The 23537-nt window shown below is 59.6% G+C and carries 24 protein-coding genes; 13 read left to right on the top strand and 11 right to left on the bottom strand.

Annotated elements, in window-relative coordinates:
• The first annotated feature begins 51 nt into the window (after positions 1 to 51).
• On the top strand, positions 52 to 417 hold the full coding sequence (locus tag GBC55_RS04380) for a 5-carboxymethyl-2-hydroxymuconate Delta-isomerase (RefSeq protein ID WP_162436941.1): 366 nt from the start codon (positions 52 to 54) through the stop codon (positions 415 to 417).
• On the opposite strand, the gene GBC55_RS04375 is transcribed toward GBC55_RS04380, so the two are convergent.
• From GBC55_RS04375 to GBC55_RS04365, 3 genes are all read right to left on the bottom strand, one after another.
• The gene (locus GBC55_RS04375) at positions 414 to 1346 is read right to left on the bottom strand and encodes a LysR family transcriptional regulator (protein WP_162436940.1); all 933 of its coding nucleotides are present in this window, start codon (positions 1344 to 1346) and stop codon (positions 414 to 416) included. The two genes, GBC55_RS04380 and GBC55_RS04375, sit on opposite strands and share 4 nt — an antisense overlap.
• A gap of 73 nt (positions 1347 to 1419) precedes the next feature.
• Positions 1420 to 2340: a DMT family transporter gene (locus GBC55_RS04370; protein WP_162436939.1), complete on the bottom strand. Its 921-nt coding sequence runs from the start codon at positions 2338 to 2340 to the stop codon at positions 1420 to 1422.
• A 15-nt stretch (positions 2341 to 2355) separates the two neighbouring features.
• Positions 2356 to 3540, bottom strand: a complete 1185-nt coding sequence (locus GBC55_RS04365; protein WP_162436938.1) for a cyanate transporter — start codon at positions 3538 to 3540, stop codon at positions 2356 to 2358.
• Between the two features lie 684 nt (positions 3541 to 4224).
• Here GBC55_RS04365 and GBC55_RS04360 point away from each other — a divergent pair.
• The 6 genes from GBC55_RS04360 (at position 4225) to GBC55_RS04335 (ending at position 10782) form a co-directional block, all read left to right on the top strand.
• Positions 4225 to 5607: a glutamine synthetase family protein gene (locus tag GBC55_RS04360; RefSeq protein ID WP_162436937.1), complete on the top strand. Its 1383-nt coding sequence runs from the start codon at positions 4225 to 4227 to the stop codon at positions 5605 to 5607.
• A 178-nt stretch (positions 5608 to 5785) separates the two neighbouring features.
• Positions 5786 to 7435 (top strand): phosphoethanolamine--lipid A transferase, encoded by a 1650-nt coding sequence (locus tag GBC55_RS04355; RefSeq protein ID WP_162436936.1) that lies wholly within the window; start codon positions 5786 to 5788, stop codon positions 7433 to 7435.
• A gap of 70 nt (positions 7436 to 7505) precedes the next feature.
• Positions 7506 to 8168, top strand: coding sequence for a class I SAM-dependent methyltransferase (locus tag GBC55_RS04350; RefSeq protein ID WP_162436935.1), 663 nt, complete (start codon positions 7506 to 7508; stop codon positions 8166 to 8168).
• A 123-nt stretch (positions 8169 to 8291) separates the two neighbouring features.
• Positions 8292 to 9425 carry a ribonuclease D gene (rnd, locus tag GBC55_RS04345; RefSeq protein ID WP_162436934.1) on the top strand — a complete coding sequence of 378 codons (1134 nt, stop codon included), beginning with the start codon at positions 8292 to 8294 and terminating at the stop codon, positions 9423 to 9425.
• Positions 9422 to 9715 carry a YcgL domain-containing protein gene (locus GBC55_RS04340; protein WP_007898694.1) on the top strand — a complete coding sequence of 98 codons (294 nt, stop codon included), beginning with the start codon at positions 9422 to 9424 and terminating at the stop codon, positions 9713 to 9715. The genes rnd and GBC55_RS04340 overlap by 4 nt, the downstream gene beginning before the upstream one ends.
• Before the next feature lie 134 nt (positions 9716 to 9849).
• Positions 9850 to 10782: a D-2-hydroxyacid dehydrogenase gene (locus tag GBC55_RS04335; RefSeq protein WP_162436933.1), complete on the top strand. Its 933-nt coding sequence runs from the start codon at positions 9850 to 9852 to the stop codon at positions 10780 to 10782.
• Between the two features lie 134 nt (positions 10783 to 10916).
• Here the strand turns inward: GBC55_RS04335 and GBC55_RS04330 are convergent, their stop codons facing one another.
• Entirely contained in the window at positions 10917 to 11510 is a 594-nt protein-coding gene (locus tag GBC55_RS04330; RefSeq protein ID WP_162436932.1) for a nitroreductase family protein, read from the bottom strand.
• Positions 11511 to 11791: 281 nt separating this feature from the next.
• Between GBC55_RS04330 and GBC55_RS04325 the strand changes: the two genes are divergently transcribed.
• Both GBC55_RS04325 and GBC55_RS04320 read left to right on the top strand, forming a co-directional pair.
• A complete protein-coding gene (locus GBC55_RS04325) occupies positions 11792 to 12241 on the top strand; it encodes a YcgN family cysteine cluster protein (protein WP_162436931.1) in 450 nt (149 codons plus the stop codon).
• 141 nt (positions 12242 to 12382) lie between these two features.
• Positions 12383 to 13612, top strand: a complete 1230-nt coding sequence (locus tag GBC55_RS04320; RefSeq protein WP_162436930.1) for a hypothetical protein — start codon at positions 12383 to 12385, stop codon at positions 13610 to 13612.
• 113 nt (positions 13613 to 13725) lie between these two features.
• On the opposite strand, the gene GBC55_RS04315 is transcribed toward GBC55_RS04320, so the two are convergent.
• The 4 genes from GBC55_RS04315 to GBC55_RS04300 all read right to left on the bottom strand — a co-directional run bounded on the left by GBC55_RS04315 (position 13726) and on the right by GBC55_RS04300 (position 15998).
• Entirely contained in the window at positions 13726 to 14103 is a 378-nt protein-coding gene (locus tag GBC55_RS04315) for a DUF2892 domain-containing protein (protein ID WP_162436929.1), read from the bottom strand.
• 92 nt (positions 14104 to 14195) lie between these two features.
• Positions 14196 to 14666, bottom strand: coding sequence for an RNA methyltransferase (locus tag GBC55_RS04310; RefSeq protein WP_007911337.1), 471 nt, complete (start codon positions 14664 to 14666; stop codon positions 14196 to 14198).
• Between the two features lie 221 nt (positions 14667 to 14887).
• Positions 14888 to 15262 (bottom strand): YajD family HNH nuclease, encoded by a 375-nt coding sequence (locus GBC55_RS04305; RefSeq protein WP_162436928.1) that lies wholly within the window; start codon positions 15260 to 15262, stop codon positions 14888 to 14890.
• Positions 15263 to 15311: 49 nt separating this feature from the next.
• A complete protein-coding gene (locus GBC55_RS04300) occupies positions 15312 to 15998 on the bottom strand; it encodes a hypothetical protein (protein WP_162436927.1) in 687 nt (228 codons plus the stop codon).
• A gap of 93 nt (positions 15999 to 16091) precedes the next feature.
• Here GBC55_RS04300 and GBC55_RS04295 point away from each other — a divergent pair, with 93 nt between their 5' ends.
• Positions 16092 to 16382: a hypothetical protein gene (locus GBC55_RS04295; protein WP_162436926.1), complete on the top strand. Its 291-nt coding sequence runs from the start codon at positions 16092 to 16094 to the stop codon at positions 16380 to 16382.
• Here the strand turns inward: GBC55_RS04295 and GBC55_RS04290 are convergent.
• Both GBC55_RS04290 and GBC55_RS04285 read right to left on the bottom strand, forming a co-directional pair.
• Positions 16379 to 16852, bottom strand: coding sequence for a cyclic nucleotide-binding domain-containing protein (locus GBC55_RS04290; protein ID WP_162436925.1), 474 nt, complete (start codon positions 16850 to 16852; stop codon positions 16379 to 16381). The genes GBC55_RS04295 and GBC55_RS04290 overlap by 4 nt on opposite strands.
• Positions 16853 to 17101: 249 nt before the next feature.
• Positions 17102 to 19156: a S9 family peptidase gene (locus GBC55_RS04285; protein ID WP_162436924.1), complete on the bottom strand. Its 2055-nt coding sequence runs from the start codon at positions 19154 to 19156 to the stop codon at positions 17102 to 17104.
• 180 nt (positions 19157 to 19336) lie between these two features.
• Between GBC55_RS04285 and GBC55_RS04280 the strand changes: the two genes are divergently transcribed.
• From GBC55_RS04280 to GBC55_RS04270, 3 genes are read left to right on the top strand one after another with little or no spacing between them, the layout of a single operon-like run.
• Positions 19337 to 19834: an MFS transporter gene (locus GBC55_RS04280; protein ID WP_162436953.1), complete on the top strand. Its 498-nt coding sequence runs from the start codon at positions 19337 to 19339 to the stop codon at positions 19832 to 19834.
• 33 nt (positions 19835 to 19867) lie between these two features.
• The gene (locus GBC55_RS04275; RefSeq protein ID WP_162436923.1) at positions 19868 to 20644 is read left to right on the top strand and encodes a class II glutamine amidotransferase; all 777 of its coding nucleotides are present in this window, start codon (positions 19868 to 19870) and stop codon (positions 20642 to 20644) included.
• A gap of 11 nt (positions 20645 to 20655) precedes the next feature.
• Positions 20656 to 21198 (top strand): DUF2937 family protein, encoded by a 543-nt coding sequence (locus tag GBC55_RS04270; protein WP_162436922.1) that lies wholly within the window; start codon positions 20656 to 20658, stop codon positions 21196 to 21198.
• A gap of 204 nt (positions 21199 to 21402) precedes the next feature.
• Here GBC55_RS04270 and GBC55_RS04265 read toward each other — a convergent pair whose 3' ends face one another.
• On the bottom strand, positions 21403 to 23514 hold the full coding sequence (locus tag GBC55_RS04265; protein WP_162436921.1) for a TonB-dependent receptor: 2112 nt from the start codon (positions 23512 to 23514) through the stop codon (positions 21403 to 21405).
• Between the last annotated feature and the right edge of the window lie 23 nt (positions 23515 to 23537).

The following is a 23537-nucleotide window of genomic DNA, read 5'->3' as shown; positions in this document are numbered from 1 at the left end:
CAACTCTGTGATATACGTAGGACCTTTCCGCCACCCTTCAGGAGCACCGTCATGCCCCACCTGCACATGGAATACACCGCCAACCTGCCCGGCCTGAACGCCGATGTGGCCCTGATCCGGCTCAACAACACGTTGGTGGGTTCCGGTCAGTTTGCATCTGAATTCGACATCAAAAGCCGCGCGGTAAAGGTCGAGACGTTCAAGGTGGGCACGGCAATGGGGGAGCGAGCGTTCGTGCACGTGAAGCTCGCGCTGCTCAGCGGACGTTCGCCGCAGATCAAGCTGCAATTGTCCGAGAGCCTGCTGGCGGTGGTGCAGGATCTGTGTGAATGGCCGGCGGGGGTGGAAGTGCAGGTGTGTGTGGAGATTCTGGATATTGATCGGGAGTCGTATACCAAGACGGCGATTACCCTCTAAGCCTGTTGTTCAGCGCATGCCCAAACGATTTGCTCGCGTAACCAGCGATTGGCGTTGTCCTGATCCACGCGCTGACACCATTGCATATCAAGGCTGAACCCCGGTAACCCTGGCGGGGCTTCGCAGACAGCAAATCCCGATTCACTCGCCAGCACCTGCTGTATACGCCGGGGCAACGTCACCACAAAGTCCGTCCCGGTGATCATCTTCAAGGCCGCGCCATAGCTGTTTGCCCGCGCAACAATCTGCCGTTTCTGCCCTTGTTGCGCCAACCAGCCATCGACCATGTTGGTAGTGGATGTCCACGGCGTCGGGAACACATGCCGGCGTTCGACGAATTCGTCCAGGCTCAAACGCGTTCCATTGCGTGCCAAGCGGCTATCAAAGACACACACCAGATCATCTTCCAGCAAGGTCTCGGATCTGAAGTCGCCGTGGCTGCGATGAAAGTCCGGGCCGAAGCACGTCACCAGGTCGAGGCTGCCGTTACGCAGGGCTTCAACCGGAATGTCGCTGTCGAATTTGTGCATGTTGACCATCACCGGCCAATCTGCGGAAGCAAAACGCTTCAACAGCCGAGGCAGGATCAACTGCTCGAAGTATTCCGGTGCGCAGAGGTTGAACGTGACGGGTTGCGATGTCGGGTCGAAGGTGGCGTCGCCGGCGTGGCACAGGTTGATGTGTTCCAGGATCTTCAGCACGTGCGGGTACATGCGGTCGGCTTTGCAGGTGGGGTGCATGCCCGTGCGGGTGTTGATGAACAACTCGTCGTCGAAACTGGCCCGCAGTTTTTTCAGGCAGTAACTCACGGTCGACTGGCTGACGCAGAGGGTTTCGGACACGCCGGTGACGTGGTTCTGCTCATACAGGGCGACGAACACCATGAGGTCCTGCATGTCGAGTTTTCTAAGCGCGTTACTGTTGAGCATCCGTTGCCTCTCGCTGCGCGTCCTGCACTGGCGGGCGCATGACTGTGCGAAAGATCCTAACGGAACGAAGGAGTCAGGTGAACGCTTTGTCCGAATTCAGCTGTGATCGGCGGCTGGACAGCAACAACGCCAACATGCCAGCGGCTACCAGCACTGCACCGACGATTTCCTGGGGCAGCGGCGACTGACGCAGCCACAACCAATGGAAGAGCGTGATGAACAGTGTGCTCAGGTAAATGTAGGAAATGACCGAGGAGGGCGCGATGACGCCGATGGCCCGGTGCAACAGCCAGAAGGTGGCGAGGGTGGCGAACAGCGCCAGGTAAATGAGCCAGTAAAGGTCGTTGAAGGTCAGCAATGTCGCCGTACGCCAGCCACCGCTGAATCCGCACAATGCCAACAAAAACACGGCGCCGAACAGCATGTTCCAGAAGGTCATGGCCACCGGCCCGCGCCCTTTCAGATTGTTGGCTTTGAGCCGCTGACTCAGGGGTGAGTAAAGCGCCATCGCCAGGCAACCCACGCCATACACCAGCATCGCGTAGAGCGACGGCCATTCGCCGGGACCGGCCCCCTTGAGCACCAGCAACACCGCGCCGCCGGCCGATATCAGCATCGGCAGTACTTGGCGTTTCTGGCGCTCGTCGGGCATCAGTACGGCTTCAAACAGCAAGGTCAACAGAGGCACCAGGGTGTACATCGTTCCGGTGTTCACCGCCGAGGTGTAGCGCAGCGCTTCGAACAGCGAACCGAAATACACCGCCAGCAACAAGCCGAGCGCGGCGTGGCTGATCAGTCCTCGGACGGTCATGACGGTGTCGCCCTTGAACAGCAACAGCGGCAGGAACACCACGGCGCAGAGCAGCAGGCGCAGGGCGGTGAGCAGGATCGGGTCGATGGCCTGACTGACCTGCGCCGCCGCCGAAAACGAGCCCGCGATCAGCAGCGCCCAGAGCAGCATGCCGAGGTGGGCGCTGGCGAAAGGATGTTTCATGCAGGTGCTCCCCGGTCAGTGAATGTGGCGGGCGTAATGCCGCGGATCGAAACGCAGGACCATCAGGATCATCAACGCCATGACCCCGGTCAGCGACCACCAGGCCCATTCGAAACTGCCGAGCTGATCGCGGATCAGTCCGGCGATCAGCGGTGACAGGCCGGCGATCAGGTAGCCGATGCCTTGTACGAACGCGGTCAAGCCACCAGCGCGCTGGGGGCTGTCCAGGTGATCCATCGATACGATCAGGCTCATCGGGAACAGTCCGCCGATACCCAGCCCCAGCAGGCAGGGCCACAACAGGCTCAGGTGTTGCGGGCTGAGGATGAGTCCACAGAAACCGGCCATGATCAGCACCAGCAACACCACCAGCACCAGACGTCGGTCACGACTGCGGTTGGCAATGGCGGGCGTCACCAGGCCGGATATCACTTCCATGGCGGTGAGGAATCCCAGCAGCAATCCGGCGTTTTGTTCGCTCCAGCCTTTTTCCACGTAATACGGCGCCAGCCAGGCCAGCACACAGGTGTAGGAAGCCGTGCCCAGGCCGAAAAAGATGGCGAGTAACCAGGCGCGGGAATTGCCGAAAAAGGGGGCATTGCTGGAGGGTTTCGATTCTAGCGGAGGACTCTGCGCGGGCTGTGCAATCCAGAACAGCAATGCCACCAGCGCCAGTACGGCCCAGATCGCCAGGCCCATGCGCCAGCTGCCAGTGCGCGCCATCACCAAGGGTGCAAAGGAGGCGGCGATGGCGGCGCCGCCCATGACCGAGGTGACGTAGAGGCCCATGCACAGGGCAACGTTATCGCGGAAACGGGATTTGATCAGCGCCGGCATCAGCGCCTGGATCAAGGCGATACCGACGCCTGCAATCACGGCACTGAGGATCAGTTGCGCCGCAGAATCGAGGAACAGGCGTGACGCGGTGGCCAGGCCGATGATCAATAACGACAGCACCACCGTGCGCTGCTCGCCCAGTCGCTGGCTGACTTTGATGCCGAAGAACATGGCCAGCCCCATCGCCATCACCGGCAGCATGGTGAGTAATGACGCCAGGCTGAAACTCAAGTCGATGTCGCCGCGAATGGCTGACAGCAGAGGACCGACGGCGGCCATGGAAGGGCGCAGATTAAGGGCGACGAGGACAATGCCCAACATCAGCAAGGCAGCGGGGCGGGTGATTGCGCGAACGTGTTCCATCAATCGGACCTTGAATGAAAAGAAACGATTAGGCGCGCGAGGGCCGAAACGCCGCAAATCAGAAAGTCCGCACCACTATTTAAAAACTAAATACCCCGCGTGAAAACATCACCGCCCATGAAAACACCACCGTCTATGAGAACACCACCGCCCATGAAAACAACACCGTACCTGTAGCAGCTGCCGAGCCTGCGAGGCTGCGTCCGGCTGCGAAGCAGTCGCAACCCAGGTGACGCGATCCACCTGAATGACGCATCGTCTGATTTCACGACTGCTTCGCAGCCGGACGCAGCCTCGCAGGCTCGGCAGCTGCTACACAAAGCCACGACGCCCCAAAGCCAAAACGTCATAACGCCATAACGCAGGCTCGGCAGCGGCTACAGGGCGCAGTGGCTTTTGATTGTTTAGCCAATCCGCACCCAAAGTTCTTCAAATGCCGATTGAACGACGCAACCACCCGTGTGACGCTGCTGGTCATCTGTTCTCTGCGGTCTCTTCTATGGACGGTTGCGCCGTCACACTTCCATCCGATCTAGCCTTCTGGGCGCTGTGGCACTGCCGTCACGCGCGCCCGCCGGACTCCTGCGTTTGCCGTTGATTTTTCCTACAGGTCTTGAGCTTTTCCTCGAGATCTACCGGGCCTAGCCTGCGCGCTCGCCTGAAACGCAAACAAAGAGAATGTCCATGAGCAGTGCCACGACTCCCTTCGCCACGAAACAAGAAGCCCTGACCTTTCTGGAGCAAAACCCGGATATCGAGATGTTCGAGCTGTTCATCGTCGACAACAACGGCGTCCCGCGGGGCAAGTTGCTCCATCGCGATGAACTGCTGGCGGTGTACGACAGCGGGCGGCCGTTGCCGAGCACCATTCTGGGACTGACCATTAATGGCGATGACGTTGAAAACTCTGGCCTGGTGTGGGACGTGGGCGACATCGATTGTCGGGCATACCCGGTCAGTGGCAGTTTGACGCGCATGCCGTGGCGTTTGATCCCGACGGCGGCGGTGCAGGTCAGCATGCACCCGACAGAGGGGATGCCGGCGACCATTGCCGATCCACGGCATTTACTGGCGAAGGTCATCGAAGACCTGCAGGCCGACGGTTACTACCCGGTCATGGCGGCGGAACTCGAGTTCTATTTGCTGGATCAGCAGCGCGACAGCAACGGTCGTCCGCAACCTGCGCGAGACGTCGATGGTGGTCGCCCGCGCAGCACTCAGGTGTATGGCCTGCGTGAACTGGAGCAGATCGAGCCGTTCCTGGCCGACCTCTACAGTGCCTGCAAACTCCAGGGCATTCCCGCCCGCACGGCGATCTCCGAGTACGCGCCGGGGCAAGTGGAAATCACCCTCGAACACCGCACGGATGCCTTGCAGGCGATGGACGAAGCGGTGCGTTACAAACGACTGGTCAAGGGTGTCGCGCACAAGCACGGGATGACCGCGTGCTTCATGGCCAAACCCTTCGATGACCTTGCTGGCACTGGCATGCACATGCACGTCAGTCTGGCGGACAAGGACGGGAACAACCTGTTCGCCAGCGAAGCCCCCGACGGCACGCCGCTGCTTAAACACGCGGTCGGCGGAATGCTCAGTACCTTGCTCGACTCGCTGCTGTTGTTTTGCCCGAACGCCAACTCTTACCGCCGCTTCCAGACCAACAGCTATGCGCCGCTGGCGGCCACCTGGGGCGTGGACAACCGCACCGTCAGTTTGCGCGTGCCCGGCGGACCAGCGTTCTCACGCCACATCGAGCACCGCATCTGTGGCGCCGACGCCAACCCTTACCTGGCCGCTGCAGCGATTCTGGCCGGTATTCATCGTGGCATTCGTGAACAACTCGACCCTGGTGCGCCGGTGGAGGGCAACGGTTACGCCCAGGCGACGGAACTGCTGCCGACCGATTGGCTGACCACCTTGCGGGCACTCGAAGGTTCGACGTGGGCCCGTGAAGCCTTCGGCGGCGAGTTCCTCGGTGTTTACCTGGCGGTGAAACGTGCCGAGTATCGGCAGTTCATGGGCGAGGTAGGGGAGCAGGATTGGCGTTGGTACTTGCACCAGGCCTGAACAGAAGCTGAACAATTCTCAAATAAGTTAAAAGTTTTGGCCTAGTGCCATCAGCCAACTAATTGTTGGCTTCTTTTTCACAAAAAATTGATGGTTAGCTGCCTAAAGTTGGTGCTGTCGCGATAAATGAAATTTTCACATTTACCGCAGGCACTTCTTTCAGGAACAGCCAACCATCATGTTGAAGTTAAAAGCCGTTCGCCCCGAGTGGGTGACTCTGATTGCCAGCGCGTTTTTGTTAACGGCTTGCAATGTCGTGCTCTGGCAGCACCTGTTCGACATCACCAGCTCAGACGGTAAGGGCATCGTCATGCGCGTGGCGTTCGGGGTGATGATCCTGGCGGCTTTCAACATCGTATTGACCCTGCTGGCCTTTAGGCCGGTATTGAAGCCCGTGTTGACGCTGATTTTTATGTGCAGTGCCGGCGTGGCTTATTTCATGAACCAATATGGCGTACTGATGGACATCGGTATGCTGCGTAACTTTGCACAAACCAACGCCACGGAAGTGCGTGACTTACTGTCAATAAAGTTGCTGGTTTATATATTCTTACTCGGTGTTTTACCGTCCTGGTTGTTATGGAAAGTTCCGGTTGATTACCGTCGTTGGCACCGTGAGTTAGTCAGCAAAGTGCTGGTCAGCGTTGCGTCGATTGCCGTCATCGGCGGTATCGCTCTGATTAACTACCAAGGCCTGTCCTCGCTGTTTCGCAATCACCATGAATTGCGCCTGATGGTCGTACCGAGTAACTACATTGGTGCGTCAGTGGGCTTTCTGCGCGAGCAAGTCGTGTCGGCTCGGCAACCCTTCGTCAAGATCGGCGAAGACGCCCAGCGCAATCCGGCCTGGGAAACCCACGGGCGCAAATCCCTCACCGTGCTGGTGGTGGGTGAAAGTGCTCGGGCGGAAAACTTCGGCATCCTGGGTTACGACCGCGATACCACACCAAAACTGGATAAAGAGCCAGGTCTGATTGCTTTCACCGATGTGCATTCCTGCGGTACGGAAACAGCCGTTTCGGTGCCCTGCATGTTTTCCAATATGGGTCGCAAGGGCTACAACGCCGGCAAGGCGAAAAACGAGGAAGGCCTGCTGGACGTGCTCAAACGGGCGGGCCTTGACGTGATCTGGCGTGACAATCAATCCGGCTGCAAGGGTACGTGCGACCGCGTCACCCTTGACGATGTGAGCAAACTGAAAGACCCGGTGCTGTGCGCCAATAGCGAGTGTCGCGACGAGATTCTGCTGCAGGGTCTGCAGCATTTCATCGACAACCTGGACAAGGACACCGTGCTGGTCCTTCACCAGATGGGCAGTCACGGTCCGGAATACTTCAAGCGCTATCCGAAAGAGTACGAACGCTTCACACCGGTTTGTGAAAGCAATGCGCTGAACAATTGCAGTCGCGAAAGTATCGTGAACGGGTACGACAACACGCTGGTCTATACCGACCATGTGCTGTCGTCACTGATTGATGTGCTGCGTAGCAACCAGGACAAAGTGGACACCGCCATGCTCTACCTGTCGGACCACGGAGAATCCCTGGGCGAGTACAACCTGTTCCTTCACGGCACGCCTTACATGCTGGCGCCGGAACAACAGAAGCGCGTGGCCATGCTGGCCTGGTTCTCCGACAGTTATCAAAAGTCGTTCTCGGTAGATACCCATTGCCTGCAACTGAGTCGGGAAAAGCCCTTGAGCCAGGACAACCTGTTTCATTCGATGCTCGGGTTACTGGAGGTCAGCAGTAAGGTCTACAACCAGGACCTGGATATGTTCGCCGGTTGCCGCGGCGCCGTGATCGATGGCGTGCTGGCCAAAGAGTAAGTGCTCGACCTTTTTTCACGCGACGGCCGCTAATCGGCGGCCGGTACTTATTTCCCGAAGAGTCATGCACATGTCCGCGTTGCCACCCTCTGCTGTCGAGCTTGAGTTCGCCCGGCGCTACGACGAGGAACATGCCCGCGTCTGCCGACAGGCGCAACCGCGTGGTCTGGCGGAGCGTTTGACGTTCTGGCGCTCGGAGCAACTGGTGCGTCACGCGTTGAAAGTGGCGGGCGAACCGGGGTTGATCCTGGATGTGGCCTGCGGTGCGGGGCGGTTCTGGCCAGTGTTGGCCGAACATGCCAACCGGGTGATTCTTGCCTGCGATCCGTCCCAGGACATGCTCAATCACGCCCAGACCCATCATCCGCACGACGTGCTCAAACGGATCAAGACGTTTCAGAGTTCTGCGTTTTCGATCGGCTTGTCAGCGAACGCGGTCGACAGCATTTTTTGCATGCAACTTTTTCAGCACATCGACGGTGCCGAGTATCGGTTGGCCATGCTCAAGGAGTTTCATCGGGTCGGTCGCGATACGGTCATTGTCGCGGTGCGGGTCGAAGCCCTATTCAAGGGGCTGCGGTCCCGCTCGCAGGTCTCACCCGCACAAGGATCGGTCAGTCGGGCCGAGGTAGAAGCCCAGTTCAAGGAAGCCGGTTTGCGCATCCTCAGTCATCAGGACTATCTGCCCGGTTGCATGGGGATGCGGGTCTACGTCCTTCGTAAGGCTAGTTAACGCCCGCCTGTCAGACATTTCTTGCTGCCAGGTGCGTCTTTTCGCTAAAGCTCTTGTTCAGTGGATGCGCGGAAATCGCCGGTCGCGATATATACTGCGCGCCATTCTTCAAGGGAGAGCCGTGTGGCCATCGATATTCACTGGATTCGCGACAACGATAGCCTCGGTCAGTTTTGCGCCGAGTGGCAGAAACTGCCATTCGTTGCCCTCGACACCGAATTCATGCGGGTCGACACCTTTTATCCGATTGCAGGCCTGCTGCAGATCGGTGATGGCGTACGCGCTTACCTGATTGACCCGCTGACCATCGACAACTGGCAGCCGCTGGCCGCGTTGCTGGAAAACCCGGCCGTGGTCAAAGTCGTTCACGCGTGCAGTGAAGACCTCGAAGTGTTGCTGCGCCTGACCGGCAGTCTGCCGGCTCCGCTGTTCGACACCCAGCTGGCCGCCGCGTACCTGAACCTCGGGTTCTCCATGGGCTATTCGCGGTTGGTGCAGGAAGTGCTCGGCATCGACCTGCCCAAGGGCGAAACCCGTTCCGACTGGCTGCAACGCCCGCTTTCCGACACACAGATCAGCTACGCCGCCGAAGATGCCCTGCACTTGGCGGAAGTTTTCGTACGCATGCGTCCGAAGCTGTCTGACGACAAGTACAACTGGGTGCTGGAAGACGGCGCTGAACTGGTCGCCAACCTGCGTCGCGAGGTGGACCCGTACGAGCTCTATCGCGAAGCGAAGCTGGCCTGGAAGCTGTCCCGCGCCCAACTCGCGGTATTGCGTGAACTGTGCGCCTGGCGTGAGCGCGAAGCCCGCGCCCGCGATCTGCCGCGCAACCGTATCGTCCGCGAGCATTCCCTGTGGCCATTGGCGCGTACCCAGCCGGATAGCCTCGGTGCCCTGGGGAAAATCGAAGACATGCACCCGCGTACCGTGCGTCAGGATGGCGAGTTTCTGCTTGATCTGATCAAGCGCTCTGGCAGTGTGTCGCCTGATCAATGGCCGCCCGCCGTGCCTGAGCCGTTGCCGGTGGATGCTGCTGCGCTGATCAAGCAGCTGCGCGCGATCGGTCAGGCTGAAGCCGAGCGCCTGAACATCGCGCCGGAATTGATGCTGCGCAAGAAAACCCTGGAAGCGCTGCTCAAGAGCGGCTACCCCAATGGTCCTTACCAATTGCCTGATTCGCTGCGTGGCTGGCGCCGCGAATTGATGGGCCAAGCGCTGCTCGACAGCCTGGCCACCCCCGGAGAACAGCCTTGAAACGTATTTGCTCCATCTACCGAAGCCTGAAGAAAAACGAGATGTACCTCTATGTGCTCAAAAGCGATGCCCTGGAGCGTGTCCCGGAATCGCTGATGGCCGCCTTCGGCAAACCCCATCATGCGTTCGACCTGGTGCTGACCCCCGAGCGCAAATTGTCGCGCGAGGACATCACCGTGGTCCTGGAGAATCTCGAGAAGCAGGGTTACCACCTGCAGATGCCGCCGGCCGAAGACGAGTACATCGAACACCTGCCGGAAGAGTTGCTGCGACGCAACGATCCGATGTGATCGGCTGGGGCGCTTCACATCACCTGTGACGCGCCCTCTCTTGAAAGACTGGAACTGAATTCTTGCCGATGGCCGCGATGACGGAGCACGACTCCGCCGACGGTCGTCTGCGCTGCTTTTGAAAGGTTTGAACCATGCGCGTTCTGATTGCTGAACACGACCACCCCGTGTATGCCCAACTGTTGCGTCAGGCTGCGCCTGAGCTGGAAGTATTGACCAGCGGCGATTCTGCCGAACTGGCCAGCCTGGCGGCGGATTGCCCGATCTGGCTCGGACAGCCGGATCTGCTGGCCACCCTGTTGCGTCAGGGGCATGAACCTCAATGGCTGCAATCGACCTGGGCGGGCATCACGCCGTTGCTGGCCGACGGTTTGCCACGCCACTATCGCCTGACTCGCGCGGTAGGGATTTTTGGTCAGGTCATGGCCGAATACGTCCTCACCTACATGCTCGGCCACGAGCGTGAAGTGCTGCCCCGGCTGGTCAGCCAGGTCGAGCGCAAGTGGGATAACCGCCAGGGCCAGAGCCTGGCAGGTCGCAAGGTATTGATCGTCGGTACGGGCGACATCGGCCAGACGGTGGCGCAATTTCTGCAGCCGTTTGGTGTGGAGCTCTACGGCATCGCCAGCGAGGCTCGCGAGCAGGTCCCGTTCAAGCACGTGGGCGTGCTGGCGGACTTGCCGCGCCTGGTCGGTGAAGTGGATTACGTGATCAACCTGCTGCCAAACACCCCAAATACCCACGACCTGTACGACGCTGCGCTGTTCAAGCTGTTCAAGCCGACCGGTTTGTTCATCAACGTTGGACGCGGCGTGGCGGTGGTCGATGCAGACTTGGTGGAAGCCTTGAAAGAAGGGCATCTGGCCGGCGCCGTGATCGATGTCTGCCGTCAGGAACCGCTGCCGCAACGTCATCCGTTCTGGACGGCGTGGGGGTTGTTGCTGACCGGGCACAGCTCGGCACCGACTTCGCCTTCGATGATGGTGAATCTGTTTGTCGAAAACCTGCGGGCGTACCAGGCGGGCGAAGCGTTGCGCGGGGAAGTGGATTTCAATCGCGGGTATTGAAGCAGCCCTTGCTTGAATCTGGTGCAAAATCTTTGTAGGAGCGAGCTTGCTCGCGATGGAGTGTCAGACACCTTGGCGTTGACTGACACACCATCGCGAGCAAGCTCGCTCCTACAGTAGATCTTCGGTGTGGATTACAAACTGAAATCACCCTCGGCAACCAGCTCGCTCAACGGACGACGCGGGCTCGGTACTTCACGCGCTTGCAGGTAGTCCGCCAGGGTCGACTTGTCCCCCAGTTTACCCACCGCCACCGCCGCATGCAGCGAATATCCCTCGGGAATGTTCAGCTCCTTGCGGGTCAGTTCCTGATCAAAACCGGCCATGCCGTGGGTGTGCCAGCCGCTGATGCTCGCTTGCAGCGCCAGATGGCCCCAGGCCGAACCCGTGTCGAAGGTGTGCCACAAGGCTGGCGTTTCTTCGGTAGCCCCTGGTGCGGTAAAGGTGGTTTTCGAGATGACAATCACCAGTGCCGACGCATGTTGCGCCCAACCCCGGTTGAATTCGTTCAGCAGACCCAGGTAACGCTCCCAGTTTGGCGTGTCGCGACGGGCGTACAGAAACCGCCACGGCTGAGAGTTGTAAGCCGACGGCGCCCAGCGAGCGGCTTCGAAGAAGCTCAGCAGGGTTTCTTCAGGAATGGCTTCGCAGGTAAAGGCACGGGGCGACCAGCGATCAGTGAACTGTGGGTGGATGACGTAATCGGCAACGCGAGGGTTGTTACTCATGCAGAGATTCCTTGCTACGTGTGAGTCAGAAAATCGAATGAAAACCGGCGGGCGCAGTTGGGCTGGGCGATGAGGTTTTTCGTGAGCCTGGCACTTCATCTGAATGCAACGCGGTCGGGCGTTAATGGCACGCAGATCTGGCTCGATGTGATTGGCAAAACTACTGGGCGGCGTCCTGGCTGACAAGTCCCGATCTACCGGCAGTCGCCAATGCTTGGCCCGAGGGGCTGCGCGCACTAGACTGGCGGCCTTTTCACCACCTGATGTCGATGCTCGAACCCATGGCCACCCCTGTCGAACCGTTCTGGAAACACAAAACCCTCGATCAACTCGATCAGCAGGAATGGGAATCGCTGTGCGACGGTTGTGGCCTGTGCTGCCTGCAAAAGCTCGAAGACGAAGACGACAACAGCGTTTATTACACCCGAATCGCCTGCAAACTGCTGGATCTGAAAACCTGCCAGTGCAGCGATTACCCCAATCGCCGTGAGTCGGTGCCGGACTGCATCCAGCTCACACCGGGCAAGGCCGACGAGTTCAAATGGCTACCGCCCACTTGCGGTTATCGCCTGGTCAGTGAAGGTAAGGACTTGCCATTCTGGCATCACCTGGTGAGCGGTGATCGCGATGCGGTGCACCACGAACGAATTTCACAATCGGGACGCATGCTCGCTGAAGGCAGCGTGGCCGAGGATGATTGGGAAGACCATCTGATTTTTCGCGCGGGTTAATGTTCATTGCTATTGACTGGGTGGTGAGGGGGCTGGCGCTCGCGTGCGTAGCACCCACACAGTGGGCAGTGGTCAGAAGGATTTGGGGCCGCTACGCAGCCCGGCGCGAGCAAGCTCGCTCGCCACAAAAGGGGACGGTGTATGGCTGTGGGATTGCGGCTGGCGTTGGCGGTTGGGCTACTGGCCCTGAGTTCGTCCGTGTGGGCGGCAAAGAAGGTCGATCTGGATTATCACGTACGCCTGTTGCCGCAAAGCGATCAGGCGGAGGTGCGGTTGACCCTGGCCCAAGGCTCGGCGGTTCGCAGTCTGGATTTCGATCTCGGTGATGGCAGCCATTACAGCGATTTCAAGGCCGACGGCCAGTGGCAGCTCAGCCCAGGCAAGCACACGCGTGGCGTCTGGCGCCCCATTGCGGAAAAGGCCAGCCTGACCTACCGCGTGCGCATCAGCCACGGGCGCAAGAGCGGCAGCTTCGACACACGCATGACGCCGACCTGGGCACTGATGCGCGGCGATGATCTGGTTCCCGCCGCGAAGCTCGATCAGCAGGACGGTATCGAACTGGTTTCGCGCCTTGAATTCGAATTGCCCAACGGCTGGAAAAGCGTAGAGACCTCCTGGCCGAGGATCGGCAAAAACAAATTCCGCATCGATAACGTCTCCCGCCTGTTTGACCGACCCACGGGCTGGATGCTCGCCGGCCACCTCGGCACGCGCCGCACACGCCTGGGGGAAACCGAAGTGACGGTTGCTTCGCCTCAGGGGCAGGGCATGCGGCGCATGGATGTACTGACGTTACTGACGTTTGTCTGGCCGCAGGTACAGGCTGTATTTCCCCGTCATCCCAGCAAACTGCTGATCGTCGGTGCCAACGACCCGATGTGGCGCGGCAGCCTTGCCGCGCGGGAGTCAATCTACCTGAACACGCGTCTGCCACTGGTCAGCGAAAATGGCTCGAGTGCGCTGGTGCGCGAATTGGCTCAGGTGTTCGGGCGCATCAACGACAAGCAGCGCAGCGACTGGATCAGCGAGGGGTTTGCCGAGTATTACGCCATCGAACTGGTGCGGCGCGCCGGGGGCATGAGTGATGAGCGGTATGCGAGCTTGCAGAAGAGATTGGCCAGGGATAGCGAGAAAGTCTCGACCTTGCGGGGGGAGCAGGTCAATTCGGCACAGGTTGGCAAAGCGGTGTTGTTGCTGAGTGAGCTGGATCAGGAGATCCGAATCAAGACGCGTAACAAGCGGTCGCTGGATGATGTGCTGCGCGGGGCGATGCGTCTGGAGAGTGTCGACACCAGGGAATTCGTGCAACTTGCCGAAAGCGTCATCGGCGAACCTTCCAAAGTCCTCGATAGCGAGTTGCTTCAGTAAGTTCGCCATCGCTAGCAGGCTAGCTCCCACGGGGGCCTTTGTGTATGACACCGATCTACTGTGGGAGCGGGCTTGCTCGCGAAGAGGTCATGCACCTCAACACATCTGTCGGATCAAACCCCGGTTTTAGGGGATTTCAACGAATCATTCCCGGTCACCGTTGCGGTGTTGGTCGCTGCCTCGGCATTCGCCTTCAAACGGCTCAACTCTTCCCCGGCCCGCTCAATCTTCGCCCGCACGTTGTTCATGTCCTGACGGCTTTTTTCCAGCAGGCTCTTGGCCGAACTGTGCCCGGTAATGCCACGTGCCAGCGCCACGCCGCCAATCGCCACTTGAATCAAACCGAAAATACCGCCACGGCGCAGGCCTTTGCCCATCATCACGACACCGCCGGCGAGGGAACCGATGCGCTCCCAGCCATGGACGTTCTGGTCCGGGTAGGTCTGGAACGGGGTGGATTCGATGCGTTCTACGCGTTTGAGTTCGCTCATGATCTGTCTCCTGGCGGAAATGGCTGCTTCAAGAATAGATAATTAAGCTGACTGCCGAAGCGGCCGGCTTGTTCCATTGGATGTGCGGCGATTCAGCGGAATTTCGGCCCCGAGCGGGTATTCAGGCCCTTGGCCATGCGGTCGTAGAGCACGACGTTGACCGTGGCGGCGAGGTTCATGCAGCCGGTAGTCGGGATGTACACCACGTCTTCGCACCAGTCGCGAATCTCTTTATCCAGCGAGCCGTCTTCCGGGCCGAAGATGTACAGCGCACGGTCCGGGTGCGTGTACTCGGGCAGCGGACGGGCGCCTTCAACCAGTTCCACGGCGACCGGTACGCAATTGAGCGGCAGGATTTTCTTCAGGTCATCGATGCCGATCAGCGGGATGTCGTAGTGCACGCGCTTGGTGTCGGTCACGAAGTCGGCGGCGCGTTCATAACGTTTGCCGGTGTAGAACACTGAGGCCACGCCATAGCAGCCGGCGGCGCGCATGACCGAACCGACGTTTTCCGGTGATTTGGGGTTATACAAACCAATGCAGCTGTACCGTTTGTCTGCCACGAGCGGGGTGCCTTCGGGGAAAAAACGGCGATTATACGGGGATTGGGGGAGGGGTGTTTGGTTTGAGATTGGCGGTGTATGGAAGACCGTTATCGTCGGAACGCCTCCCGGAGCAGGCTCACTTCCACAGGTTCAACTATCGAGCACAGAGTTTGTGTACGACATCAATACGCGTAGGAGCGAGCCTGCTCACGATAGTGCCCGCCGAGGCACTGGAGATATTAATCTTCCTTCTTCATCAACCCGGCCAACGCCGCAAACGGGTTATGCGTCGCCTTGGCAATCTTCGGCGAACCCAACGACCCCTCGCTGAAATACTGCTGGTCGGTGTAGCGCGAGTGCTCGTTATCGTGGCAATACAGGCACAACAACTCCCAGTTCGACCCATCCTGCGGGTTGTTGTCATGGTTATGGTCGCGGTGATGCACGGTCAGTTCGCTCAGGCGCTTGCCGGAAAACTCACGGGCGCAGCGGCCGCACACGTGCGGGTACATCTTCAGAGCCTTGTCGCGGTAACCCATTTCCTTGTCGCGCTGGTTATCGGCAAGGATGCGGTCCAACTTCGACGTGTTGGTTGGAGGCGTTGACGAACTCATGGGTTCACCTTTGTAAAAAGACTAATGACGGTTATAGAGGGAGTTTAGCTCAGCCCTTGAGCTTCTCGGCAATCCAGATGGTATGGCGGGTACCTTTGTTTCCGTGGGCGAAGACCTGCACTTCCTCGGCCTTGAAACCGGCTTTTTTCAGTTTGTCGGAAAACTGCCGATCGGCGCTCGCCGACCAGACGGCCAGTACGCCTTTAGGGCGCAGTGCTTTGGCGCACGCGCTCAGTCCACCCGCGGAATACAGCCAGCTGTTGGCTTTTTGAGTCAGGCCTTCAGGGCCGTTGTCGACGTCGAGCATGATCGCGTCAAAGCCCTGGGGTTCGGCTTGCAGGACCTTGGCCACGTCTTCCATGCGGATGACGGTACGCGGGTCGAGCAGCGGGTTGCCGGCCTTTTCGCCGAGCGGTCCGCGGTTCCATTCAACGACGCCGGGCACCAGTTCGGCCACGACCACTTGCGCGGTTTTGCCCAGGTGCTTTAGGGCCGAGGCGAGGGTGAAGCCCATGCCCAGGCCACCGATCAATACCCGCGAGTCCGGCCGGCCGGCAACCTTGCGGCAAGGAATCTCCGCCAGGGCATCTTCAGAACCATGCATGCGGGTATTCATCAGCTGCCCGCCATCGCCGCCCTGGATCTTGATGACGAAATCCTCACCGTATTCGAACAGGCACAGGGCACCGCCATTTTCAGGAATCGGAGTGGTGTCGAGCAGTACGAAACGTTTCATGAGGCTCTCTTGAGAAGATTGGGTATTGGGGAGGGCAAACACGCGCAGTTGGGAGTAGCCTGCAAATAGACAACAAGGCTAACGGAGCCATTGATGAAGCGCACCATTCTAACGGTCATTGCCTTGGCCGCGCTCTCGATTCCTGCAGTGCAGGCCCAGGAACTGCAAGTCATTCCCACCAGTCCCGCGCCGATGTCCGGTTCACCCGGCACCGCGACACCGACACCGTACCCGCAGATTACCCCGACCAGTGTGCCGAGGGCCGGTCCTGGCAGTGGCAGCGCGCCCTTGTTGCCGCGGATTGAAATGCCCAATCCGCCCAAGGACCAGACCTTGCCGGGCCTTGAGCAGAACAACACCAGGATTAAATCCCCTGGCGGTTAAAATTGTTGGGACAGCAGTTGTCCATCCGCCATGCGCAGGCGTTTGGAAAGCGAAACGGCAAGGGCGCGGATGATCTTGGCGGCGATTTTTGGCGAATCGTTGAGCATCTTCTCCAGCGAATCCTTGCCCAGGTTGAGCAACTGGCAGTTGCTCGCCGCCACGCAACTGGCCGAGCGGCGTTCGCCATCCAGCACGGCCATTTCGCCGAACGCCCGGCCGCTGCGCAGGGTGGCCATGGTCACGGCTTGCCCGTCACTGTTGGTCTTCTGCACGGCCACCTGGCCGCTGTGGATGATGCACATGAAGCTGCCGGCATCGCCTTCGTGGAAAATCACTTCGCCCTCGGGGACGGTGCTGATGCTGAAGTAGCCGGACGCCGCCGCGAAGTCCGCTGGCAGCAAGTGATCGAAGAGGCCGCAATCCATCAGCCAATAGCGGATTTCGTTGTTCAACTGAGTGTTTTCTGACATGTCGTTGTGTCTTTATCGGGTTTTATTGCGGGTTCAGGCCTGGCCGACACCGATGATGCTGAATACCACAACCCTGTAGCAGCTGGCGAAGCCTGCGAACCTGTGGCGAGGGGATTTATCCCCGCTGGGTCGCGCAGCGGCCCCAAAATCTATACGACTGCTGCGCAGCCGAACGGGGATAAATCCCCTCGCCACAGGGACGCAGGCTGCGCCAGCTGCTACAGGGGTACGTCCGGCAGGGCCTGCTACTCAGGCAATCCCCAACACCTTGAAGACAAATGCGTATTCCAGCGCGACGTCACGCAGTCCCTGATAACGACCGCTCATCCCGCCATGCCCGGCGCCCAGTTCGGTCTTGAGCAACAGCGGATTCGTGTCGGTTTTGGTCGCTCGCAGCTTGGCTACCCATTTGGCCGCTTCCCAATACTGCACGCGGCTGTCGTTGTAGCCGGCGATCACCAGTGTCGCCGGGTAGGCTTGGGCAGTGACGTTTTCATACGGAGCGTAAGCCTTGATTCGCTCGTACACCTCCGGTTCTTCGGGATTGCCCCACTCGTCGTATTCGGTGACGGTCAGCGGCAGGTCCGGGTCGAGCATGGTGTTCAGCACGTCGACGAACGGCACTTCAGCAATCGCCGCGCCGAACAGATCCGGACGCTGATTGAGCACCGCACCGATCAACAAACCACCCGCGCTGCCGCCACTGATCGCCAGTTGCGGGGCGGTGGTGTAGCCGTTGGCGATCAAGTGTTCGGCACACGCGATGAAGTCGCTGAAGGTGTTGTGCTTGTGTTCCTGCTTGCCTGCGCGATACCAGGCTTCACCCAGTTCACCGCCGCCGCGCACATGCGCAATCGCAAACGCCACGCCGCGATCCAGCAGGCTCAGGCGTGCGTGGGAGAACCAAGGGTCGAGACTTTCGCCGTAAGCACCATAGCCATAGAGATAGAGCGGTGTCGGTTTGCCCAGTGCTTCGCGTTTGACCACCAGGCTGATGGGCACTTGCGTCCCGTCCGGCGCGGTCGCCCATAGGCGCTGACTGACGTAGGCATCGGCATCGAACGGACCCAGTACCGGGGTTTGCTTGAGGACTTTCTGCTCGCCATTTGCCAATTCCAGCTGGCGGATTTGCGCCGGCCGGTTCAACGCTTCATAGCGCAGGCGGATGCGCTCGCTGACGAACTCCAGGCTGTTCTGTACATGCAGGCTGTAGGCCGCATCCGGCAGATTGACGCGGTAGCTTGGCAGGTCTTGCGGGTGCACCTCGATGATGGGCAAACCGCCTTCGCGCAGGCTCAGGGTCAAAGCCCCCGCGTTGAGGCTCATGCCGTCGATCATCGTGGTATCGCTGTGCGGGATCAGTTTCTGCCAATCGGCCTCAGTCGGCGCAACGCCGGTATCGACGGCGCGATACAGCGCGAAGTTGATCCCGTCGCGGTTGGTGCGAATGAACCAGGTCCATTCACCGTCGAGCGCGCCGTGATCGACATCGTATTCATGATCTTCCACGCGCGGTGCAACACAGGTGAACGCTTGCTGGGGCTGCGCGGCGTCGAGGACCCACACTTCACTGGTGGTCTTGCTGCCCAATGCCAGCAGCAATTGCAGCTCGGAACTCGAGCGGTAGCAATGGAGGAAGAATCGACCGTCCGTCTCATGGAACACTTCTTCGGCCGCAGTGCCATCCAGTCGATAGCGGAACAGCTTGTGCGGGCGATGGGTGTCGTCCAGTTCGCCGAAAAACAGCGTCAGGCTGTCGTTGGCCCAGGTCATGCTGCCATCGCAGTCCTGGAATTCCAGTTCACTGACCCGTCCGCTGGACAGTTCCTTCACGAACAGCGTGTACACCTCATCACCCGTGGAATCGATGCTGTAGGCCAGGCGCTGGTGGTCCGGGCTGATGCTGAACGCCCCAAGAGAGAAGAAACCGCCGTTGGCCAGTTCGTTCGGGTCCAGCAGCAGCTGTTCCTGGCTTTCATCCAGCTGCAGGCCGTCATCGGCCGGGCGCGGGCAGCGGTAATGGCGCGCGTACTCGTCGCCGGCGGTGGTGCGGGTGTAGTACAGATACGGGCCCCACGGGGAGGGCAGGGACAGGTCGGTCTCGAGGATCCGGCCCTTGATTTCTTCGAACAGGGTTTCACGCAGCCCGGCCTGATCGGCGGTCTGCGCTTCCTGATAGCGGTTCTCAGCCTTCAAGTAGTCGAGCACCGCGTCGGTGTCCCGCTCCTGCAACCAGGCATACGGGTCGGAACCTTCAGCCCTGTGGGCTAGGGGTGCATCGGAAACGTTGGCGGATAGGGGCATGAAGGGCTCTCGAACGAAGTACGGAATAGGTTTCTGCAGGAAGGTCTGCTGCCCTGCAGCGCTGGCATCCACAGTCGATGTCGACTGGACTGGCGCCATCGCGAGCAAGCTGTGCTCCTACATGGACAAGCCTGATGGGTGAAAAGTCGTTACTATAAGCGCCTCTTTGCCTCCCTTGCCATGGACACCATGACCGAGAACGACTATCTGATCGCTTGGGGCCTCTACGCCTTCGCCGCTATAGGCTGCCTGTTGGTGTGGTTGCGCCTGACCCGCTGGATGTGGCGCTGGCTACGCGAGCCGCTGCGGCTGCTGGTGGCCGTGTTGCTGTTCAGCCCGACCATTATTGATCCCGTGAAGGAAAAAGTTGCACCGGCGATCGCCATTACCGCCCTCGACCTGATGTTCAAAGTCGGTAATAACGCCTGGCGGGCGATTTCCGACCTGTTCATGTACGGGATGATCGCCTTCGCCCTCTACCTCATCTTCGTGGCTATCCGCTTCCCTATCGAGCGCGCCGCCAACGCTCGCAAGGAACAGGCCGCCGCTGCACGAGAAGCTGCCCGGGCGGAAGAACCTGAAGACGAGCATCTGTTCGGCGGTGCCGGGGATGATCGATACGGCCGTCCACCGGTACCGAGCAACCCTCAGCGTATGCGGGTCGAACCGCGTTTGTAACACTGGCCCCAGCTTTTCATCGAGAGACCGAGCATGTGTGAGTTATTGGGCATGAGCGCCAATGTCCCGACCGATATCGTGTTCAGCTTCACCGGGCTGATGCAGCGCGGCGGGCGTACCGGTCCGCACCGTGACGGTTGGGGTATCGCGTTCTATGAAGGTCGCGGATTGCGCTTGTTTCAGGATCCGGCAGCGAGCTGCGAGTCTGAAGTGGCGAATCTGGTGCAGCGCTATCCGATCAAGAGCGAAGTGGTCATCGGGCACATCCGCCAGGCCAACGTCGGCAAGGTCTGCCTGTCCAATACTCACCCGTTCGTCCGCGAGCTGTGGGGACGCAACTGGTGTTTCGCCCACAACGGCCAACTGGCGGATTTTCAACCGATCACCAGCTTTTACCGTCCCGTGGGCGATACCGACAGCGAAGCGGCGTTCTGTGACTTGCTTAACCGTGTGCGCGCCGCCTTTCCTGAACCGGTCGACGTCGAAGCACTGTTGCCCGACCTGGTCGCCGCCTGCGCCGAGTATCGCAATAAAGGCGTCTTCAACTGCCTGCTCAGTGATGGCGACTGGCTGTTTTGTTACTGCTCGACCAAACTTGCCCAGATTACCCGCCGCGCACCGTTTGGCCCGGCGCGCTTGAAAGATGTCGATGTGATCGTCGACTTCCAGGCCGAAACCACGCCCAACGACGTGGTGACCGTGATTGCCACCGAACCCTTGACCGAAAACGAAACATGGACCCGTTACGAACCGGGCCAATGGAGCCTGTGGCGACGCGGTGAATGCGTCAGCCAGGGCAAGACCGAATAAGGACCGTCCCGATGTTGCTCAGTTATGTACGACTGGTGTTGTTCGCGGCGGGCCTGTTGATCGGCGTGCAAGTGCCGGGTTTTATCAGCGATTACGCCAAGCGGGTCGAAGCCCATCTGATTGAGGCGCAGACCGGCTTGAGCGGTTTTCAAGGCACCGCCAATCAGTTCTTCAAAGGCGACATGCAGGCACTGGTCGCGCATTACCGCGCCAGCGAAGACCCTATTTTTCGCAGCGACGCCGACAGCCTGAGCACCTTGCTCACCCGCCAGATCGCCCTCGATAAACAGTTTCAGGCCATGCAGGGCCCGTGGTACATCCGCGTCCTGCAAGTGGCCCTGGCCGCCGACCCGGATATCCGCAAGGAAACCTGGAATGGCTACAGCTACCAGATTCTGCTGACCCCGGAAGCGATGATCTGGGGCATGAGCGGCGCCTTGCTGCTGTCGTTCGGAATCGAATGCCTGTTCCGCCTGATCGACTGGGTGGTGTTGGGCGGCAAGCGTCTGCGCCAGAGCCGGCCGATTGAAGATCGGGATGTGCGGGGGTTGTAACTAGACTGCACCAGATACACCCAAATCCCTGTAGCAGCTGGCGCAGCCTGCGTTTGCTCCGGGGTCGCGCTCGACCGAAGCAGTCGCTGTCCAGGCACCGTGATACCGGTTTGAAAATCAGGTCCGCTTCGCGCCCCAACGCAGGCTTCGCCAGCTGCTACAGGTTGTCGTGAGGCTTGACTGATCGGCATGCCTGCTTAACTTTCACCAATCTACCGAATAACTCACGCTCAGCGTCCGGCCTTGAGCGTTCGCGTAAGGCGCTCGCGCGTTGGCTTGAGCAAACAGATTTTTGTACGTGCGGTCAGTCAGGTTGTACACCCCGCCTTCAATACGCCCGACCGGCAAGTGCACCGAACCGAGTAAATCCACCAGCGTATAGCCATTGATATCTCGCCCGTTGTTGTCCTTGGCGGCGGCATCGTAGTTGGCCAGGCGCATGCCTTGCAGACGCAGGGCGTAATCATCCCTGGCGTAGCCGGCAAACAACGTAGTTTTAGCGGGTGAAATACGGGTGGCCGGCAGGTCGATCCATTTGCCGTTCTGTTCGGTTTCCCCTTTGGCCCAGGCGTAGGTGCCGCCGAGCGACCAGTCATCGGTGACACGATACGTCAGGCTGCTTTCGATACCTCGAACCCGCTCTTTCTGATTGATCAGACGCAACACGCGATCATTGGCATCGTAGAACTGGGTCACATCCGACGTGTTTTCATACGCCGTGACATCGGCTTGCCACTGGCTCCAGTTGCCACGCCAGCCCAGCTCGTAACTGTCGACCTTGATAGCCTGCGCATTGAGGCTCTGGATGTTGAAAGTGCTCCTGACATCACGCATGAAACGCTGGATGTCCGGCAGCGAAAAACCCTGGCTGTAGTTGACGAAAATGTCCTGGTTTTCGCTCAGGTGGTAGACCGCACCCAGGTTATACAGCGTGGCGCTGTACTGGAGGGTGTCGCCCGGCAACGTCGCGCGTACACCGGTTTGAACGATTTCACCGTAAGCAATACTGTCGGCGACCTCGCTTTTGATCCATTCACGGCGAATACCGCCACGCAACGTCCAATCACCGATTTCCCATGACATCTGCCCGAAAAGCGCTTTGGTGGTGGTTTCGATGTCAGGTCCCATTTCGTAGGTCGTGCCGGTTTTTGTGTAGGTCAAACCATTGAGGGTGTACTGGTCGCCACGCTGTCGGGAGCGTTCGTGATCGTAGTCGGCGCCCCACACCAGATTACCCGTGGCATTGCCAATGGCTGGAAGCGCCGAATCAATGGCTGCACGCAGGCCGTAGACATCCTGCACGCTGTTGTTGTCGGCGATGCCGGCCTTGCCCCGCGACAGGTCCGGAAAAAACAGCGCGTCGGCCTTGCGCCAGTAGCTTTCCAGTTGCAGACCCTGGCTGTAGAAGTCCTTGTCGGTGTAATTGAGGTTGACCGCCTGATTATGGGTGTAAGGCTGGTCGCCCAGTTTCAACCCTTTGACCGCCACGGCTTGCTGCCGGTTTTTCGGATCCTTGGTGTAGTCGGTGTCTTGTTGGTCCTTGTAGTTCTGCAGAGACAGGCTGAGTTTCTTGTCAGCATCCAGCTCATACCCGAATCGACCTTGCAGGTCATAGGTTTCGGTGTCCATGTTGCTGCCCTGGGACGTGTCCTGAGGGATACGCTTGCCGCTGCCGTCGTATTGGTCGTTGCGCTGGGTCAGGTCGGCGGACACGTACCAGTCCAGCGCATCCCTGCGCCCGGTCGCGCTCTGGAAGACTTCATAGGCCAAGCCTTTTGCATTGAAGTGGTTGCCGCTGGTCAGGCCCAACTTGCTGCTATAGGCGATGTCCTGACCCTGATTACGCTTGGTGATGATGTTGATGATGCCGCCTGAGGCACCGGCACCGTAGACGCTGCTGGCGCCGGAGATCACTTCGATGCGTTCGATGCTCGCCGGCGCAATGCTGTTGAGCTGACGAAAATTATCGCGCGTGGCGTTCTGTGACACGCCATCGATCAGCACCAGCATGTTGCGCCCGCGCAGGGTCTGCCCAAAGTTGCTCATTCCGCCGCTGGAAGGTGCAAGGCCGGGAACCAGTTGCCCGAGAATGTCGGAGACCCGACGACCTGCGCCGCTCTGCTCGCGGACCTGCTGTTCATCGATGACCTGAACGGAGCCAGGAATCGAGGCAATGCTCACTTCGTTGCGTGTAGCGGAAACTACGGTGGCCTGGAGGTCCAGGGTGCCGGGCGGCTGCTCGATCTCCTCGGCGAGGCTGGAGGGGCTGAAAGCGCCGAGCAGGGGAATGAGGTACGACAGTCTGGATTGGGTCATGTTGTGGTCTTTTTTTATGATTG

Source organism: Pseudomonas sp. TNT3 (assembly GCF_010095445.2).
Taxonomy (GTDB): Bacteria; Pseudomonadota; Gammaproteobacteria; order Pseudomonadales; family Pseudomonadaceae; genus Aquipseudomonas.
The sequence above is the reverse complement of the archived record's forward strand: the minus strand, read 5'-3'. Positions and strand labels throughout refer to the sequence as shown.